The organism is Patescibacteria group bacterium, assembly GCA_041662965.1.
Taxonomy (GTDB): domain Bacteria; phylum Patescibacteriota; class Patescibacteriia; order Patescibacteriales; family GWC2-42-12; genus JACPHD01.
The window spans coordinates 1-20,074 of sequence record JBAZRI010000012.1; the positions used below are offsets into that span (position 1 = coordinate 1).

9 protein-coding genes are annotated in these 20,074 nt (G+C 42.5%); all 9 read right to left on the reverse strand.

Going from position 1 to position 20,074, the window contains the following annotated elements; translation table 11 throughout:
• Nucleotides 1-770 (reverse strand): hypothetical protein (locus WC639_05045; GenBank protein ID MFA6307143.1); only part of this gene is annotated, 770 nt, incomplete at its 3' end.
• A 95-nt stretch (nucleotides 771-865) separates the two neighbouring features.
• Entirely contained in the window at nucleotides 866-3,448 is a 2,583-nt protein-coding gene (locus tag WC639_05050) for a hypothetical protein (protein ID MFA6307144.1), read from the reverse strand.
• Nucleotides 3,449-3,462: 14 nt separating this feature from the next.
• The gene (locus WC639_05055) at nucleotides 3,463-4,062 is read right to left on the reverse strand and encodes a hypothetical protein (GenBank protein MFA6307145.1); all 600 of its coding nucleotides are present in this window, start codon (nucleotides 4,060-4,062) and stop codon (nucleotides 3,463-3,465) included.
• 43 nt (nucleotides 4,063-4,105) lie between these two features.
• The gene (locus WC639_05060; GenBank protein ID MFA6307146.1) at nucleotides 4,106-11,497 is read right to left on the reverse strand and encodes a hypothetical protein; all 7,392 of its coding nucleotides are present in this window, start codon (nucleotides 11,495-11,497) and stop codon (nucleotides 4,106-4,108) included.
• Nucleotides 11,498-11,959: 462 nt separating this feature from the next.
• Nucleotides 11,960-12,640: a thrombospondin type 3 repeat-containing protein gene (locus WC639_05065; GenBank protein ID MFA6307147.1), complete on the reverse strand. Its 681-nt coding sequence runs from the start codon at nucleotides 12,638-12,640 to the stop codon at nucleotides 11,960-11,962.
• A gap of 206 nt (nucleotides 12,641-12,846) precedes the next feature.
• Nucleotides 12,847-15,327, reverse strand: coding sequence for a phenylalanine--tRNA ligase subunit beta (gene pheT, locus WC639_05070; GenBank protein MFA6307148.1), 2,481 nt, complete (start codon nucleotides 15,325-15,327; stop codon nucleotides 12,847-12,849).
• 8 nt (nucleotides 15,328-15,335) lie between these two features.
• The gene (pheS, locus tag WC639_05075) at nucleotides 15,336-16,361 is read right to left on the reverse strand and encodes a phenylalanine--tRNA ligase subunit alpha (protein MFA6307149.1); all 1,026 of its coding nucleotides are present in this window, start codon (nucleotides 16,359-16,361) and stop codon (nucleotides 15,336-15,338) included.
• Nucleotides 16,362-16,388: 27 nt separating this feature from the next.
• Nucleotides 16,389-16,820 carry a hypothetical protein gene (locus WC639_05080; GenBank protein MFA6307150.1) on the reverse strand — a complete coding sequence of 144 codons (432 nt, stop codon included), beginning with the start codon at nucleotides 16,818-16,820 and terminating at the stop codon, nucleotides 16,389-16,391.
• Between the two features lie 54 nt (nucleotides 16,821-16,874).
• Nucleotides 16,875-20,072, reverse strand: a complete 3,198-nt coding sequence (locus tag WC639_05085; protein MFA6307151.1) for a UvrD-helicase domain-containing protein — start codon at nucleotides 20,070-20,072, stop codon at nucleotides 16,875-16,877.
• Between the last annotated feature and the right edge of the window lie 2 nt (nucleotides 20,073-20,074).

Genomic DNA, 20,074 nt, shown 5'->3' on the forward strand with positions numbered 1-20,074 from the left:
TCGCTCTTTACTACTATTGCTTTCTGCGCCTTTACCGGTTGATAAACAATTTTTTCTTCCTTAAAAGGCTCAAAAACTCCGCCCCTGATTATGCCTATATGCCCGGGCTCATCTACCGGTATATCTTCTTCTAATCCTTCTAAAGTTAACGAAGATAATTTTAATCTTTCATATAAATCCAATAGCGTTTTAACTCTGACTTTTTCCTCTTCATTTAAATTTTTTATGTTTTTATTATTGGTAAAATATTGGATTCTTTTTATATTATCAACCGCGTCTGAACCTAAATTGCTATTGTAATCTAAAATCCAGTTACCCACGGTTGAAATTTTTTCCTGGCTGTTAATAATTAATTTATTTTTAGTCAATTTTTCTTGATTATCTAACAACGCCTGCCTTAATTCTTTCTTAAAATTATCCCTGTCCTGGAAAACTATAAATCCAAGCAAATATGACTTTAACTTCTGCTGGATATCATAATCAGGTATTTTGTATATTCGCGTAAAATTATTTCTAAAAAGATCTATAACTTCATCGTCCGTCAAAATATTTAACACCAGCCACTTTAATCTTGTAATTATCTTTTTATATTCAACATATAAATAATAATTTTTATCTTTAAAATCTTTAGTTTGATTTAAGGCCTGCTCCAGCGAGGTGATTAATTTAGAGGCTTCATGAACTTCATCATAAATCATCATATCTTGCGCCCGATTTTTAATCTGTTTAAAAAATTCTTCGCTTTTTAATTTTTCTTCATTATATAACATAAACATTTAAATTCTAAGTTGATTTTTTTATTTCTCAACTGCTCTTAGATCGCTTTTTACTCTAATAGTCGCTCATCTTGCCAGGCTTCACTCCTTCACTTTTTCGGTTCTTTATCTCCTTCTTTTTTGGTAGATTTTCTTATAACCATACCATCTCCTCTTAATTTTTCTCTTACACCACTAAGCACGCCCTCGGCATTTTTTATTTCCTCGCCAATTTTTTTAAGTTCTGCCGGTGAAGCGTTGCTGGTTTCCGCGTCAATCTTCTTCATTAAAAGATTAGCGATATATTTTTCACCGCCAAACGCAGCGGTTTCCAAGGCTAATTGCTTGTGACTTATAGTACCGCCCTCCTTAGTGGTATAAGATGTGCCTAATTTATCCATTATCTCAACCAAAGATTTCTCTTTAAACTTCCCCCCGTTTCCTTCATACATCATGTAATTTACAAAAGTATTCTCTGCAAAATTTGGATTAAGCCTTTTTCTGTCGTTTACTTCAAGGTCTAGAGTCGGCGCCGTTTTTAAGAAATTTTTTGTGGTTAAACCATTGGCGACAAATCTCCTCTTAATTTTTTTATTATCATCTTCATCTTCATATTGAATCTCGGAACCCTGCCCTATCCTATTTAATTTTCTTAACATAGTTTCCACATCCATCTTCATGGTCTCGCCATGAGCTCTGGACTGTTGCTCCTCGTCGCTTCGTTGATAAAATAATCCATTCTTTTTACCCACGCTTTCGGATAAATTCATATGAGTAACCGCTTTGGCGCGGGAACTAAACTGGCTTTGAATGGAAAGCGCCTCTTGCTCGGATAATCCCATTTTCCCCTGTACATACTGTTTAAAAAATCCTCTCATGCCGGAATTGTCTTGCCTGAAAAATTCTCCTTCTTTGGTTACTACGTTACCATTGTCATCCAAAACATCGGCTTTCGCCCTATGCTTCTGAAGCATTTCATTGCCATGACCAACTTCCACGGCATGTAAAATCATGCCAACCGCCAATTCATTATCGCCATTTTCTATGGCTTTATCAAATGTTTCTACGATTTCATCTTCATTGTCTTTCATTCCGGATTTTTTCGCCGCTTCCTGATAAGCAGTCATACTTTTTTGATGAGCATAAAAAGTTTGCGGCGTTTCATATTTTGCCATTTCTTCTCTTTGTGTTGCTATTTCATTATTAATTTCAGACTTTCTCTTTTCCGTAGTTGCTTTTTCATCTCTTTCTTTTTCTAATTTTTCAATATTTTTTCTAACGCCCCCCGCCTTCCAGGTCGATTGCATAATACCCATCTTTTTCGGATCACCACTCACCTTCCAGGCTCTATTCCATAAAAAACCTTTAGCCGCGGCTTCGGAAAAATCCCTGGACGCACCCAAACCGCCTCTAATCAATTTTCCCTCTTTTAGCATGGAAGCCGATTTTTCTTCTATTCTTATATCTTCTTTTCTTTTCTTTTCCGCCAAAGTTTCTCTGAAACCGGCTATTACTTTTGACGGTCTAATTTCAAAGCCATGTTTAGAAGCGGCAAATTTTCTCGCCGCCCAACTGCCAACTTTTAAACTTCCCCCGCCCATAAGTTTCGGCGCCCTCTTCGCCCAATCCAAACCTTTACCGGCGATACTGGCACCAACACCGCCGATTTGCTGGGTTATCATTAGCCCACCAAGCAACATGCCAATAGAAAGTATAAAAGGCAAAAAATCATTTAAACAAGTAATTTGAGTAATACCAAGATTAATACTAGCGCATTGGCTGGTGCCGGTCTGATTGACGACAATATCACCAATCTTAGTAATCTGTCTTGATGTTATTAGTGCCATCCAAATAAAAAAAGCTAAAACCGGACCATTAATTATATATTTAGTAAATTCCGACCACCATTGGGTTGCGTATTTTTGTCCGGCCGGAAAAGCAGCCGCTAAAAATGCAATGGGTGATAGAACTATATAAATCCATAACATGATTATTCTCATTAAAAAAACCGCCATAGCCACGAACAATACTATGCCGGAAATAATTAAAAACATAATACCAATCAACATACCTGCGACAACTTGGAGCACGCTCCAATCGCCAGTACCCCAATCCTTACTAGCGGTACCCATAAAATATTTAGCCATCTTAACCGTATCAACAAAATTACCAGCGCCTCCCCAAGCATTAACAAAAGTAAGCATTATAACCTGAGACGCGTCTATAATTAAGCCACAAATCGTTCGGGAAAAATTTATTAAAACAGCCATGATTAATAATTTTGGCAATAATTTTTTCCATTCATAACTTGGCAGTCTTAAAATTGTAGCAAAAGCAATTACCAATAAAATTAAAATAAAAAACATATTGCATAAATCTCGCACTATTATCCAAGCATCTATGATTGAAGGCTCACTTATAAAAGTATTATATTGAGTAATGCTTATTAAAGCGCTAATAACTAAACCATTCAGAGCGCCAAATATAGCCATAACTAAAACCGCAATAGTACCCACGGCTATTAAAATTGGTGACGACACTACTGTTTTCACTGCGTCCCATGCAATACCGAGGCCAGAAACATCACCAGCATTTACATCTTTGGGTAATAAAACAACTACCACCGCTAAAATAAATAGCCCAAGTAAAAAATACTTTCTATTAAAATTAACTTTTCTGAATAATTTTTTCATTTTATATTAAAAATTTATTTCACTGATTGCGTGGCCGCCGGTTGCGCCTTGTTAACTTCCCCGGTCATAGTCTTAAAAGTACTTTCGTCGGTAAACATTGCGACAAAACCAACAACTACAAAAAAAATTATTACATCTATAAATATTAGTACCATAACCTCAACCAAACCGGCACTTTTATTTATAATTTTACCGGCTCCGCCGGTTGCTTCAACCGCTTTCGGCGGCAGCCACTCTTCGCCTAATTTACAAAATAGTTCTTCCCCAAAAACACCTTTTAAAAAAACATGAATATTAATCCAAATTGAACTTAAGCCCCAGCTGGGCAATAATGCTTTCCACGCCCACTGCAATGCTCGGCTGGTTATTTTTTTCAGCGGTGATAAAACTTTTTCTTTTATCTTCTCCTTAACCCTTTCTTTAATATTTGACGCCTGCCGCGCCTCTTGAACTCTTTGCCTTAAAGTTTTCTGCTCGCCGGTTGCGTCCGTTTCATCTCCACCCACCTGTCCGCCTGCCGCGCCGCTTTTCTCTTCTTTTAACTTCCTCGCCGCCGCGTCCTGCTCTTTCGGCGCGAGCGTGTTATTCATTAAACTGCTATCTAAATTTTCCATAAGTTTTATTTGTCATTGGAAATTTGTCATTTGTCATTTCCCATTATCTTTCCTTAACCACCACATACCCGGCGAAACTCTGCCAGGAAGCGCAATCATTAATACTATTGCCGCCGTTGCACCAGCCCCAATTATCTTTAATCTTAATCTTCGGCTTAACTTTGCACTCCCCGGTGATTAAACAATCAATACAACTATCGCCTGCGTTTGAACCGCCCGAGCAAGTAAGATTAACACTATTGCACGAACCGCCAGGGCATTGATTCTGGTTGGATTTAGCCTTTAAATCCCAATAACTATATAAATGATATAGCGAATGGGGATTATCCGCGTTAGGCCGATCGCGCATCTCCACGCCGCTGACAATCGTCTGCTCGCCGTCGCCCCAGTCAACCGCGTACATCACCAAAGGCAATTGCTGTGAATCAGTCTGGCTGTTAAAAGTCAGGCTGGCGAATTGGCTGGAAAATAAAGTGACGTTTCCGCTCGCGGCGGCATTGACTTTGATATTGTTTATGGCCGGCGGAATAGCGCAGTAATCGTTCGGATAAATCGGCCGGATATTATTCAAGCATTTATCGGTCGGCGGCCCCCAGGTGGAACCGGCCGCTATTTCATAATGGCCGCCATTCGCGCCTTCCTGCCATTGCCAAGCGCCATAGCTTTTGGCGAAAATCCGCTTGACGGTTTCGTTGCTATGCAAGCTGCCGGCGCGGACGGTTTGCGCTTCCGGCTCGTCAAAGAAAAGCGGCTGATTGCCGTCGCTAGACGGCGGCCGGCTGTCCCATTCGTAAGGATTACTGCTGGGGTAAGGATTTTTAACACCGCCGAAAGGAGGATAATCGGTTAGATAAGTATAACCGCCAGCGGGCACATGGAATGTTTCGGTTATGGCCGGATCATTAGGAATGACATAATCGGTTCCTTTATACATCCGAGCGCTCCAATATTTATTCTGCCCTACCGACGTAACGGCTTGCACTATTTTTTTGCAATATGGAATTTTATAATTTATGGTATATGCTACATCATAGTTTTGTTCGCCGCATTGGTGACTCCCATGGGTTGTAGTATAAGCATAATTTATTCCTTCTAAAGAATTGTCTGCATTAAAAACCACTGAAAAACTAGCGGTCATTCCACTAAAAACGTAGGTAGGCGGAGCCCATGAATTACTTGGCGTTGCCGGCTCCCCGCCCCAACCAGATATGCTCGTAATAAATCTTTTGTCTAAAAACTTTGCTTCATTGGCAGACACTAAACTTGTGAACGTGCTCGCCGGATATGTCCCAGAGCTTGGAGCGCAGACGCTCATTGGCGCTGTAACTGATTTATTATAATATTGCAAATCCGTGCAATAATACACCGGAAATCTGTCATTATATCCGGCGCCTTCTTCTACGCCGTCGCCTTTAACTTTATCAATCGGATACCATAAAAGGCAGGTGTTGGGATCGCCGGGCGCGCGGTCATATTCAAGGCAATAGCCGTACCAGCCTTTTTGCCGGGCGCCCGAATCCTCGTAATAATCGCAGGATAAAGAATCTGATTCAGGATAAAGACGGCAGGCTTGAGCCGTGTACCAATTATCTTTGGAATTTAAAGCCGGCCTGATTTGAATATTGTCAAAATAAAAATTACCCTGGGTGGCCGAGGCCGAATCCGAATAGAGAATAACTTTAATTTGGCTGATATCGTTGCTGAAAATATCAAATCTGCCCAGCTTGAATGTCCAGCCATTGCCGCTAGCTAAAGAAATTTCCGGAGTTAAAGCCATCGGACCCTGGCTTTGGCCTAAGCTGTTAAAAGCTTCGACTTTAATTTTAGCCGAGCCTGATTTTAAATTTATGGTATTGATATTGGCGGTTATGACGTAGCTCGTGGGGTTGCCGGCCGCGCCGCCGACCACTTCAACGAATTCGCTGGTGGCGCTGAAAGTTGAGCCTAATTTCAAAAAATTCTGGCCTTCTATCGCGCGGCCGATGCCTTCGTTTTGGGCTTCAATCGGATTATTAATAACCTTAAAAATATTATCGTTCCAGGAAGTATTTTCCGCCACCCAGCCAAGCGGATAGCCGTTAGAGCCGGCGATTTCAAAATTGCCGTTGGCCAAGTAGGCCATTTCTCCGGCTTGTTTCATGGCGCCTAAAGGATAATAATCGGCTTTTAAGCTGCCGTTTAACAGGCCGACTTTGGCATAACCTGATAAATTGCTGACTTTATCCGCGCCTAAGGCCTCAACCGCCTGGTTTGTTTTATTAGACCTGATAAAGCTGTTGCAATTGCCGTTCTCGTCCACGCCGTCGCATAAACCAACGTCATAACAAGTATTATTGCCTTTTTCGTCTTTAATATAACTCCGGCAGGCCAGCCATTTATCGCAAACACGATCCGGCGTAACTTTTATTATGATATTTGCGTCTTTATCCGCGTCGGCGCCGCTTATCGGTCCGGAGCCGTCAACCGTAATGTCCGCGTCCCAATCAAGTTTGGCCAAACCGGCGCCCGATTGCTTTCTTTCATTAAATAAAACACAATTTTTATTGTAATTAACTATGCCATTACAGCTCTGGCGGTCTAAATTCTGTTTTAATTGATAGTCTATGGCCACTTTTTTTAATTCCACCGTGCCAAGATTATCACCGGCGGTAATCATACAGCTGTTCCCGCCAGTCGCGCCCGAGTAAAAAATTCTGCTGTTGTCATAATCTTCGGCCGGCAGGCTGATAGAGTTCACGGAAGCTGACAAGTTATTGTTATTATCCAAATTATAAATTCCGGCGGCGGGACAGCTGATAGCTAAAGCGCCGGCATCGGCTTTACGCGCCAAGCGATAAACCGTGTTAGCCTCTAAAACTACGTTTTGCGTTAAGCCTTCCCAACCGTCATTGGTATTGGAATTAAGGTCTAAATCCTGAAAACTGCCGTTAAAAATTATACTGGTATTAAATTTGGATAAAGGGTCAAGATATTCGCTGCAGCCTGATTCAGACGCCGCGCAGATTCCGGCCCAATTATTCGCCGGCTGGCTTACTTTATTGCCGATGCCGCCAAAACCGAAAGTTTTATAATCGCTGGTCGGACAGAGGTTGTCTGAAGTTTCCAATTGGCAGATAACATTAGCCGAACAATCCGCGTTGGTTAAGCAGACCGCGCCGTTGTTATCCCCGCAACGTTTAACTTTTTTCTTAAGCCAACTCTGGCCTTCGCCCGCGCCGGCCTGCCGCCGCCATTCGCAAACCTGATCGCCCGGATCTTTAAAATAACTTTCGCCGTCGTCGTAAGAATAAGCTTGGCAGCCGACCGCGTTGGCGGCGCATAAAATCTTATCGTATTTATCCGGATTATTTTTTAGATAAACATCGCCATAAAGCGTGGCGGTTTCGTAGCTATAAGGCTTGCCTAAAAACTCGCAGCCTTTTTGCTCTGACTCGCATAATTTATCTTCATCATAAACCACGTAAGCGAAACTATCTTTAGGCACGGTTACTCTGCTGGCCGCGTCAGCGCTGTTAAATACTTCCTCAAACGGATTGGTTGAATTATGCGTATCAATCATTAATTCGCAGCCTACGGCCGATTCCGAGCATAGTTTGCTGAACTGCTTTAAATAATGCGTTTTATCCGCCCGGTCGGTGTACTCGGCGCAGCCAAGCATAAATTTTTCATGCGGCACGCCCGGCGCCTCTTCATCGCACGAGGCCGGCGTGCGCCAGGAATCTTTAATCAAATAATAGCGGTCAACGATTTCCGTTAAAGTAATATTATCAATATAATAATCTTGGCCCGCTTCCAAAAGCAAAAATTCTTCGGTAGCGACGGCGTGGTTTAAATCGGCTAAATTTGTCCGGAAAATTTGCCAGTCCGAGGTTAAGCGCACCGGAGCAAAGCTGGCCTTAACGGCCGTATTATTAGTAAAGCTTAAATTCAAATCTGTTCCTGCCGCGGCTTTGGCGATAAAACTTAAAGTATAGGATTTACCCGAAGTTACCGCGCTACCGACCGGACGCTTGGCTTTGCCCGGGCTTTGAATTTTAATTGAATTGCCCGGCAAACTAAGCGCTTCGTTTGAAGGCGTGACGGTTGAGCCGTCAACGCCAAGCCAATCACCGGTAGTACCTTCCGCGAAATCGTCGGTGAAAATATTCCTGACATCATTGCCAGTATTGCCGATATATTCGCGGCAGCCGTTTTGCGCGGCCGCGCAAGTTATGCCCTGGTTGGGCACGGCCTGATAAAGGCAGGCGTTATTATCAGCCGACCAGACTCCGCCGCTTTTACAGACTAGGCATTGCTCGCTGGCATCATCCCAATGCTTGTCAGAGCCAACACAAGACGCGGACGAAAGTATGGCCTCATCAATATTTAAAGCCGTGCGGCGGTAAGGATGGCAATCATCAGAGCAGGCGATGGTGTGGCTATATAAATGGTAAGATAAGCCGCCGTCGCGATTATAAAACTGGCGGCAATCGGCATTATAAGCCGGATCCGAAGCCGGCAGATTATAAATAGCTTCATTGCAAAGCGCGGCATCTGGCGAGCTTAAAGCCGGCTCCTCCGCCATTCCCGAACCGGTCTTATTCAGGCTTTCCACTTTTAATTGGTAGCCGGATTCATCCGAGCCTTCCCAATTGTAAAATTCAGCGCAATTTCCTGCGTTATCAGCCTGCCTAAGGCACTGCCTTAAATAAGTATAATATTCTATGCCTTCGCCGCCCTTAGCCACTTCGTCTAAATTGGTAAATTGATCGCAGCCCACGGCTTCGGCCGAACAGGTTTTGGCAGTTTTAGAAATAAAATAAGCGTCGCGGCTTGAATCAAAAGTGGTCTCTGCTTGAATATAAGTATTATAGCCCACGCATTCAGCCGGGCAGTAATCCTGGGCCGCGGCTTTAGCCGGAATTTTAACGCCGTCCGCCACGCCGGTATAAAGCTCGCAGCCGGCTTCATCGGCCGAGCAGTAGCGGGCGAAATTTTCGCACTCGCTCGGCGGATTGGCGCCGGAGCAATTTAAATATGCCGGCGCGACTTTTTCATAAATCAAAGAAGGCGAAGAAGCAGCGGCATAATCGCTATAAGCCGTAGTCTGGTCGCCTCTTTCCAATTTTATATTATCAATCAGGCAGGACGAAGAGTTAATCGCGAATTTAATTTCAAAAACGTCTATCTCCGGAGAATAAGCATAAGCCAGATTATATCTTAGCCAATCACTGCCGGCATCAAGGTTTGATTGTTTATTTTCAATTGAAAATTTATCACCGGCCGCGCAATCTTTAGCGTAAAATGATAAAACATAATTTTCTCCGGCTAAACTGTAATCGCCGTTGCCTATGGGAATTATCCGGCTGGCCGAACCGTTCATTTTTAGGCTATAGCCTCCCTGATAAGCGTCTAAGTCGGTTCTTGAACCAAAACCTAGCCAATCGCCGGCGGTTAAATCTTTTTCCAGGCCGGAATTAACTAAAAGATTGGCGCCGTTGCCCGGGTTTAATCTAATAAGCTCGTGGCAACCCTCGCTTTCTTTATCGCAAGCTTCAGCCTGATTATTTAGATGAATCTTATTGCCTGAATTATTAGTGCAAGTGAATTTACTGGTAGCTAAACTATAATCTTGGCAATAAGCTAAACAGCCGGCGTTGCCGATATTGCAATTGGAAGAATCCAAAGTATTTTCTAAATAAGAAACCGCCTGGCCGCTTGGACTGCTGAAAGTTTGGCAAGTATTGTTTCTGGGGTCGCAGGCTTTAGAGTTAAAATCCCATTTCCTTCTTTCCTCCGTACAATAGCCGTAAAGCTGGCACGAGCCGTCGTTTTTTTCCTTAATGCAGGACTGCTCGTCCGCGCAATAAGTGTCGTTTCGTAAAACGGATAAACTGCTTTCATAACCTTCGCCCGTAACCGTTTCAGAAATTATTTCCGGCCCGGCGCCTTCTTTTTTGCAGAAATTCTGCGGCGCTTTTAAAACCCAGTTTGGATCAACCAGACCGGCACACCAGCTTTCCGAACAATTAACCAAATCTCTTAAATTTTTCGTGCTGCCAATCTGATTCTGCAAGTCTTTGATTTTCTCGGCCGCTACTTCCCAGCCTACCGGGATAATCCTGAATTTTCTTAAAATCAGCATTGACCGGTAAGGATAGCCTTCATTGAATTTAGGCTCCAGTCCGTCGGAATTAAAACCGAAAATTCCATTAGCGTTTAAATAACCCTGTTCTAAAGCCTGCCCAACCGTCAGCCTTTTTTCAATGGCTTCTCTGAATTTTTCATCTATAACGCAATTAGTCGGCCCGGCTTTATTCGGATCCGGGCAAGAAGCCAATTCGGCTAAAATATCATAATCACCCCTGACTTTAAAACTAGGCTCTATTAAACTCTTCATCCGATTGGCCGCTCCGGCCGCACCTTCGGCTTGGTTTTGCGCGTTAATATCGGCTAAATTGCCGTAGGTTCCCGGGAAAGTGGTAACCAAGCCCTTTTTAAGCCATTGATCCATCAGCCTACCGATTAAAGTGTTAACAAAAATATCAATCGCGTCTGCCGTAATATCCCCGGTATAAGTTAATTCTTTTTTATTAGCATCATAAAATACACTGCCCATTTGCTGAGTCACGGTTAAGCCAGGCGTCTTAATAAATTTACTGATTGGATCAACTACGTCTTTAATGCCTTGATTTTTTTTAGCTTCTTCTAAGGCCAGATTAGCCTGCTTATTAATTTCCGTCTCCATGCCGGTCTGCAAAGTCAAAGCTATGCCTAAATCATTGGACCAAGGATTAAACATGTCTTGAAATTTCGGCAAAAAATTCTTATCTTTGAGCGCCGTATCCCAATTTTTAGTCATTTCCGTAAAAGTACAAGCCGGCTTGGTCGGCCTTTGTGTCTTTTGCAAACCCAGCCCTATTTTAACCTGAACATTAAGATTAGGCTGGCAAACATTAAATTTTATCGCGCCGCTTTTCCCCCATTGTTCTAAAAACGTTCCGGCCGCGTTATCGGCTGCATCTTTTACAACTGTTCCAAAATTTCTGGTTTCAAACATCGGCTGTTGGCCCCAATCTCCGGTAGCTAAATAAGTTGCCGTATCATAAGCTAAATTATTTAAGAAATTTTTTACAGCCGCTTTAAAAGCTATGGCCGCACCGTATTCTTCCGCCCACTTTTGTGCCGTTTTCGCCCAATCAGTTATTTGATCTGAAGCTCTTTCTAAAGCCGTTTTTTCTTCAGCTTTTTTTGTTCCTGAATCACTGGTTTTGATTGATGTCATGGCTCCGTCCTCGCCCAAAAGAGAAGTATCAACTTTGTTGCCGAGCATATCATAAACAGGGTTTTGAGCTAAAACATTATTTGCAATTATAAAAGATAAAAATATGCCAAAAATTGACACTAACAAAAAAGTAAATAACTTATTTTTTTCTTTTACTTGACAAATTTTCATAAATATGATATTATAATATCAATAAATATCGTTCCTAAAATCTAACTATAAAAAAGAGGAGGGTAACATGAAAAGATTATCTTTGAATCTATCGGTAATAGTGATTGTTCTTTTCATTTCTTTTTCTTGTATTTCTTGTAGCCCCATACAAATGGCGGTGTTCGGATTGGATGTTGGTTTAAAAGTATTAAGTTCTGATTCGTCTTCGTCAAATCAGGAAAAGGAGTATACTGGTTCCCGGCACTGGGATCCTGGGAGAAAAAAATATTACCATTATGACGAAAGAGGAAGAAGAATATACTAAAAACTCTCTTCCTCCGACTTCGGCCCCGTGTCCAACCACAAGTTGACGACGGGGCTATTTTTTTACCCATTTTTTTGTTAAAGGAAATCCAGGGAAATTCTATACCCTAAACCCAATCTCAGCGAACCGGTCACAATTTGTGACCTGTTCGTTATTTTTTACTGCCCGCCTAAAGTCTCCTGAAAGCTTTTTAAAAGGTCGGCGTCGCTGATTTTATCCAAAATTTCTTTCTGCATGCCGGCTTGTAAAAGCAGCTGGCGCAAGCTAACCGCGTCAATATTTTTCAAAGCATCAAGCTGGCTACTGCTTAAATCGGCCGAACCGGTAGTAGCCGGCGCGGTCGCGCCGTATTGGTTTAATAAATTATTTAAAGTGCTATTGGATGAAGCCGGCGCGGTAGAGGCCTGATCGCCTCCGCTTTCTTCAATTAAACCGGTTCCGGCGCAAGTCCGTCCCTGCGGACAATTCGGATCAAAACCTTTAGCTATTTCCTCGCCGTCTTTAAAACCGTCCGAATCCGTATCTTCTAAATAAGGCGAAGTATTATAAATATTAAGCTCGTCATAATCGCTTAACCCGTCGCCGTCCGTATCTTTAGTTTTTAAAGCTTCATCGCTATTTTGCTCATCGGTTGCCACTTGATTTTGGCTAGTTGAAGCGTTAAACGGGCCGTAAATATTGCTTCTTAGCTGGGCGAACCATAAAGCCAAAATAAAAACGGCAAAAACCGCCAGGCTCGCGGCCGCGATTTTCTGGTTTTTGTTTAATGGCGGAGGTGATTGTTCAGGCTTTTCCTTAAAATCACCGCCGATTTCATCAAATTGTTCGTTTTCAGGCATGGGGAAAACGTTAAATTTTCAATTTCTAATGCAATTGTCATTGCGAGGAGTCTGTAATCAGGCGACGCGGCAATCTCACAAACTATTAACAGGATAAACCTTCATTTCAAAAACAATCTATAAATTTTAACAAATAGTACGTGAGATTGCCTGCCTACCGGTAGGCAGGCTTCACTCCCTCCGATCGCTCGCAATGACATAGATGGCTAAAAGTCTCTTATTTTCGCTCCTAATTCTTTTTCCAAATGCTTAACTAATTTGCCTTGAGTTTCATCCACTTCTTCCGAAGTTAAGGTGCGTTCGGTTTGATAAATAATATGAAAAGCCAGGCTCTTTTTCTCCGGCCCAAGATTTTCTCCCTGATAGACGTCAAACAGCTCAACTCGCTTGATCAAATCGCTGAATTTTTCAATCTCTATTTTGATATTATTATACAATATTTTTTCGTTTACCACAAATGCTAAATCCCTTAAAGCTTCCGGATGCTTCGACGGCTCTCTAAACTGCTTGACCGGCTTGTTTTCTACTAACTTGAACAGCTCTTTAAAATTAATTTCCGCTATTATGGCGGTTTTTTTCAAACCGAAAGCTCGAGCCAAATTTTTTTCCGCTATTGCTAGGCGGCCGATTAATTTTTTATCCGCGTAAATTCCGGCCGCGGCCGATTTATCCGCCCAGGTCGCGGGCGAACCGTCAATTTCAAACTCCGCGCTTAAATTAAGCGAACTTAATAAATATTCTATTATGCCTTTAAGCTGGCTGAATAAATCAGCGGCTTCGCCGCCGGCCTGCCTACCCTGCCTACCGGCAGGCAGGCCGGACGGGCAAGCCAGCGCCAGGCTTAAATATTTTTCCTGCTTTAATAATTTTTCGCCGCTCTCGTTATCCTTGTTTATTTCTCCGGGCGCGTTTAAAAAAACACTGCCGATTTCGTAAATAGAAATAAAATCCTCTTTGGCTTGATTGGTTTTTATATTTTCTAACAGGCCGGCAATCAGGCTAGGCCGCAGTAGAGCCAAATCTTCGCTTAAAGGATTGGCTAATTTTATGGCCGATGACGCATCAATTTTTAATTTGTTTAACTCACCCGCGCCGACAAAAGAATAATTATAAACTTCGCAGAGTCCCGCGCCGATCGATAAAATATTTTTTATTTTTCTTTCTAAGGCTTTAGGCGCGTTAACCAACGGCAAGGCTAAATCTATTTTAGGCAATTTAGCCTTAAGATTGTTATAGCCGTAAATCCGCGCCACTTCTTCGGCTAAATCTTCCGGCGAACTTACATCATGCACCGCGCGCCAGCTCGGTATAATAACGCTGAATTTTTCGCCCCGCGCTTTTAGGCTAAAGCCCAGCTTTTCTAAAATCTGTTTAACTTGCTTAGACGTAAATTCATGGCCGATAAACCGGTTTAGCCAAATTAAGTCCAGCTCCAAGGGCCCTTGCCTTAATTTATATTTATTTTCATCAATTAAAGCGCTGGCGATCTTAGCGCCCGGACAAATTTCTATAATCAGCTCCGCGGCGCGGTTAAGCGCGAGCTCGCATAAATTCGGATCCAGGCCTTTTTCAAAGCGCATGCTTGCTTCGGTCCTAAGGCTAAGTTTTTGCGCCGTTTTTCTTACCGAGTCATAATTAAAATTAGCCGATTCTACTATAACGGCGGAGGTTTGATTATTTATTTCGCTGTCAACTCCGCCCATAACGCCGGCTACGGCCACGGGCTTTCGGCCGTCGGTTATCACCAGCATATCTTTATCCAGCTCGCGCTTTTGCCCGTCAAGCGTTTCAATAATTTCCCCGGCTTTGGCCCGCCTGACGATTATTTCATTAATAAAATTTTTATCAAAAGCATGTAGCGGCTGGCCTAATTCCAGCATGACATAATTGGTTATGTCCACGATATTATTAATCGGCCGCATGCCGCAAGCCGACAGCCGATCCTGCATCCATTTAGGCGAAGGCGCGACTTTTATGCCCTCTAAGCCGACCGCCATATAGCGCGGGCACAATTTAAAATCTTCAATCTTAACTTTAAATTTAAAAGTTATTTTTTTGGCTTTTAAAATATCAACCTTAGACTTATAAATTTTAAATTTAACATTTAAAAAAGCCGAAATATCCCGAGCTAATCCGTAATGCGACCATAAATCGGCGCGATGCGTAATGCTTTTATTGTCAACTTCAAAAACCACATCACTTAAACCTAAATAATCGCTGAAATTTTGCCCGATCTTGCCCCCTTTAGCAAAGGGGGGTAGGGGGGATTTATCCAAAATCATAATGCCGGCGTGATCTTCACCTAATCCTAATTCATCTTCGGCGCACAGCATGCCGCATGATTTCACTCCTCTGATTTCCACCGGCTTTATTTCTAATCCGCTCGGCAGTACCGCGCCGATTAAAGCCACGGGCACTAGCTGGCCCGGCTTAATATTATCGGCGCCGCAAACGATTTCCAATTTCTCTTGGCCGATATCCACTAAAACCAATCTTAACCTATCCGCGTTCGGATGCGGCTTAACTTCCAAAATTTTTCCCACTACTACGTTTTTATATTTATCAGCCAGCCGCTCAACTTTTTCAACTTCAACCGTGTGCAGGCTTAAAAGCTCGCCCAGTTTTTCCGGGCTGACTGATTTCGGAATATCAACGAAATTTTTTAACCAATTTAAGGATAAATACATACAATAATTTAAAATTGTTTTAAAAATCTTAAATCGCCGCTATGGAATAATCTAATGTCATTAATGCCGTATTTCAGCATGACTAACCGGTCTAAGCCGTAGCCGAAAGCAAAACCCTGATATTTTTTCGAATCAATGCCGCCGGCTTCAAGCACGCTCGGATGCACCATGCCGCAGCCGCCGATTTCCAGCCAGCCGGTATTTTTACATACGCGGCAGCCGCGCCCAGCGCATAAAGAGCAGGAATATTCCAAGTTAGAGCCCGGCTCAACGAACGGATAAAACTTTGGCCGCAGGCGCAATAAAGCGTCAGGACCGAATAATTTTTTACCTAAAATTTCCAGTACGGCTTTAAGATGGCTAAAATTTATGCCTTCATCAATCATTAAACCTTCTAACTGATAAAAAGTATGCTCATGGCGCACGTCTGTGGCTTCGGAGCGAAAGCATCTGCCGGGCACAATGCACTTTAAGGGCGCGCCGTATTTTTGCATAGCCCGAATCTGCATGGGCGAAGTCTGCGTGCGCATCAACATATCCAGCTCGCCTTTACCATTTTTCTTATCAATATAAAAAGTATCCTGCATGTCGCGCGCCGGATGGAGCGGCGGAATATTTAACGCCGTAAAATTATAATAATCGCTTTCCAGCTCCGGTCCGTCTAAAATCATAAAGCCGAGCGACGCGAATAAATCTTCAATTTCGCTTTGAATGATGGTTAGCGGATGCAGATGGCCGGGCTTAATTTCTACGCCCGGCAAAGTCGCGTCAAGATAAGGCGCGCAGGCGGTTTCTTCCAGGCCGGCTTTAACTTCCGCGAATTTATTAATCAGCTCAAGCTTTATTTCATTAGCCAGTTTGCCTAAAATCTTTTTTTCCTCCGCGCTTAAATCAGCCACGCTCCTTAAAATTTTCGTTAGTTCGCCTTTGCGGCCGAGATATTTTATTTCTAAAGCGCGCCAAGCCTCAAGCTGTTTAACATTTTTTAGCTGATGCAAAATTTCATCTTTTAATTTTTGTAATTGTTCTTGCATAATAGCTACAACAATTTTTAAATTTTATTATTCAATACTATTTAACTCGTCCGGCGCTACTTTCGTCTTGCCATAGCTCAATAAAAAAAACTCCAGCGCGGACAAACCGATTATTAGGATTGACAGATTCAGCCAGCTTAATAAATTCCGTGAAAGCAAAAATAAAGACGCTACGATAAAGCCGGCGAAAAAAAATGACTGGCGAAAAGCGACTTTAACCTGGCTCGCCGGCAAGCAGGCCGTATTAATAACTAATTCATGGCGGAAAACCACGAATCTAACGACAAAACCGATAATGGCCGTTGTGCCGATAATTGAGAATAATAAAGACAGATAAAACAGAAAAAATCCGGTGCTATTAGTAGTTTCCGGGTCAACCGTTAAAACAATATAGCCGAAAGTCAGCCAGCAAAAAGCCGTCATAGCCGACATAATTAATAAATATAAGCGTAAAAACATGAATTTAATTTTTGAATTTTTATGCATTAACTTTACCATTTTATAACTAAATTTTCAACTCCGATATTCGCAGATTCCCTTAAAATCACACCAAGCGCACAGCTTACCCGGCTTAGCCTCAAATCGGCCTTGTTTTATCTCTTTAATGGTATTAATAATTTTAGCTTTTATTTTTTCCAAATCTTTGGCCGAACCGATAAATTCCACTTCGCTGTTATCGTTAAGATAATAAAAAGCCAAAGATTTGACTTCTTGTTTGAATAATTCCTGAATTGCCAATTGATAAATTAATAATTGCTCTTTATCCTGAAAAGCCAGCTTATCTTTAGGCTTGCCGGTCTTATAATCAACTAATTTTAGGCCGGCGCCAGCTTGATCAATCCGGTCAACCGTGCCGCGCACGATGTATGAATCTTGGCCATCCGCCACTCTGAAATTAAAGCCTTTTTCTAAATATAAAGCTAATGGCCAATTATCTTTATATTTTTCATAAAAAACAAGTAAAATTTCCCGGCCCTGCTGTTTTCTCTCCTGTTTTTTCTTTTTGGATTCAAACCAATCATCCACCCAGCTTTCTTCGTAAAGCTTTAAAATTTCTGCGAACGAGACGTCCGACGTCCTTTGGACGTCCGACGTCTGAATTTTACTAAATAATTCCGCCTGCCCCAAGCCTTTTTTTTCGTTTATTAAAATAAATAATTTTTGCAAAACCGCGTGTAAAGTTTTGCCGAAAGAAAATTGCTCTTTGCCCATGGTGGGAATTTTTAAAATATGGGCGAAGCGGTATTGGTACGGGCAAGCCGAATAAGCCGCTAATTGCGAATAAGAAAAATGAGTGGGGATTTTTATTGTCATCCCGGGCTTGACTCGGGATCCAGATTCAGAAGCGACTAACAACTTTTTGGATTGCGAATCGGAGCCGCGAGTAACAGTTTTTTTAGCGCTTTTTATGCTTCCGTTATCCACTAGCCCAAGCTCAATTAAAAATCTAGACGGCTTTTTATCCCGCGCTCCGCCATAATCAGCCGCCCAGGAAAAATATAAGCCGAACTTAGCGCGCGTCATGGCCACGTAAAATAAGCGCCGCTCTTCTTCTAGGTGCACGTCGCCCTCGGGTAAAATTTCTTTAATCAAGGCGTCCGGCAGCTCAATCTGCTCGCTTCGCTCTATAGTCGGGAAACGCTTGTCAACTAAATTGGCGATAAAAACATATTTAAATTCCAAACCTTTAGCCGCGTGGACGGTTAAAATTTTAACCGCCTCGGGCCCGGCCTCCAGATCAGCCGTTAAGCCGCCCTCTTCGCCGGCTTCCATCTCCATGGCCAATTCAGCCAAAAAAGCTTTAACGCTTTTATCGCTAGAAGAATTTTCAAAAGTTTTAATCCGCTTTAAAAATTGGTTAAGTAAATCTACGGCTTCTAAATTTTTTCGGTCGCCCAGGCGCGCTAAATATTTTAGATAGCCGCTGTCATTCATAAAAGCCAAAAATACGACGCTCGCCGGCCTTTCTCGCGCCATAGCTGAATGCTTGGAAATCAAGGCTAAAACCGGCTTTATTTTTTTTTCTAAAAGGCCGGAAAATTTTAAAAGACTGCCGTTATTTATCACTTCATAAATCGACCAGGCCTTTTTATAAGCTAAATGATTGAAATTTATCAGCTCATCATAAGTAAAGTCAAAAATTGGCAGATTCAAGACCCGCCATAAAGCCAGGCTTTCGTGGTAATTATCCAATAATTTAAAATAAGCGATCGCGTCCATAATTAAGGGCTTTGAGTAAAGGCCACGCGAGGCGCCGAAAATAAAAGGCAATCCTCGTCGCGAAAATTCGGCCATAAAATCATTAGCGCTGTCGTTCGCCCGCACTAAAACCGCGAAATCGTTCAAGCTGGCTGTTTTATCCTTAGCTTTTAATTCGCAAATTTTATCAGCCACTAATTTTACCTCTTCGGCCAAATCAGTGCCCCGCAAAACTTCAATCGCGCCGGCGCCGGAATCCTCGGCGATTAGTTTTTTGCTTAATTTTATAATTCCTTTGTCATTGCGGGCTACGACCCGCAATCCAGAAACTTGTTTAGCGCGCTTAACTCTGGATTCCGGCTCGGCGGCCGGAATGACAGAAGAATTTAATTGCCATTCAAGCCGATTGGGATTATTTTGCTTGATAAATTCATAGGATAAATCCAGAATATTTTGCGCCGAACGATAATTTTTAGTCAAAACTATTTTTTTGGTTTCCGGGTAATCTTTAACAAATTGCAAAATATTGGACATAGACGCGCCGCGGAAGCGATAAATTGACTGGTCGTCGTCGCCCACGACTGTAAGATTGCCTGCCTCGCCGGCAGGCAGGTTGCTCGACGCGGCCAGCAGTTTTACCAGCTCATACTGCGACCAGTTAGTATCCTGAAACTCATCCACTAGAATATATTTAAATTGTTTTCTGTATTTTTCCAAAACTGCCGGCCGTTCGCGAAAAAGTTTCAGGGTATAATTTATCAAATCTCCGAAATCCAAAACGTTATTATCTAAAAGTAACTGCTGATAAACATGATAAGCGTTAGCGATTTCATTAAGGCGCGCGGTTTCCTGCTCTTCCATTTTGTCATTGCGGGCTACGACCCGCAATCCAGAAACTCGTCCAGCGCGCTTAACCATGGACTCCGGCTCAGAGGCCGGAATGACAGATACTTTTGGCTTTTGGCTTTTATCGCCCGACAACATTCCGTCTAGATCCTGTTTCAACCCATCCGCGTATTCAAGATAAGCGGCCGGAGAAATGTCTTCGTCTTTAGCGCGGGAAAAATGCTTTAACAGCGCGCGGATAAATTTAGTCGGATTGCCTAGCGGCCGATAATAATCAAGCTCAAATCTATCCAAATTCTTTTTAATAAGCGCCCATTGCTCAAATTCATTCAGCAATTTAAAATCTCCGGGCAAGCCGATAGCCAAGCCATGCTCTTTTAGAATCCGCTCGGCGAAGCTATGAAAAGTTGAAATCCATAAATCAATATAGCCGATTGGGAGTAGAGAGGAAACCCGATCTTCCATTTCGGCCGCGGCTTTTTCCGTAAAAGTCAAAGCTAAGATTTCATCGCCTTTAGCCAATCCCTGCTCAATTAAATAAGCGATGCGCTGGGTAATAACCGTGGTTTTACCCGTGCCGGCTCCGGCCACGATTAAAAGCGGTCCGTCTTTTTTTAAAACGGCTTCTAGCTGCTCCTTGTTTAAATTTTCAAGTAAATTATTCATAA

Excerpts from the sequence above, each read along its gene's own strand:
- pheT (MFA6307148.1), bottom strand. The coding sequence starts at position 15,327 with ATGTATTTATCCTTAAATTGGTTAAAAAATTTCGTTGATATTCCGAAA.
- WC639_05050 (MFA6307144.1), bottom strand. The coding sequence starts at position 3,448 with ATGAAAAAATTATTCAGAAAAGTTAATTTTAATAGAAAGTATTTTTTA.
- pheS (MFA6307149.1), bottom strand. The coding sequence starts at position 16,361 with ATGCAAGAACAATTACAAAAATTAAAAGATGAAATTTTGCATCAGCTA.
- WC639_05055 (MFA6307145.1), bottom strand. The coding sequence starts at position 4,062 with ATGGAAAATTTAGATAGCAGTTTAATGAATAACACGCTCGCGCCGAAA.
- WC639_05065 (MFA6307147.1), bottom strand. The coding sequence starts at position 12,640 with ATGCCTGAAAACGAACAATTTGATGAAATCGGCGGTGATTTTAAGGAA.
- WC639_05085 (MFA6307151.1), bottom strand. The coding sequence starts at position 20,072 with ATGAATAATTTACTTGAAAATTTAAACAAGGAGCAGCTAGAAGCCGTT.
- WC639_05060 (MFA6307146.1), bottom strand. The coding sequence starts at position 11,497 with ATGAAAATTTGTCAAGTAAAAGAAAAAAATAAGTTATTTACTTTTTTG.
- WC639_05080 (MFA6307150.1), bottom strand. The coding sequence starts at position 16,820 with ATGTTTTTACGCTTATATTTATTAATTATGTCGGCTATGACGGCTTTT.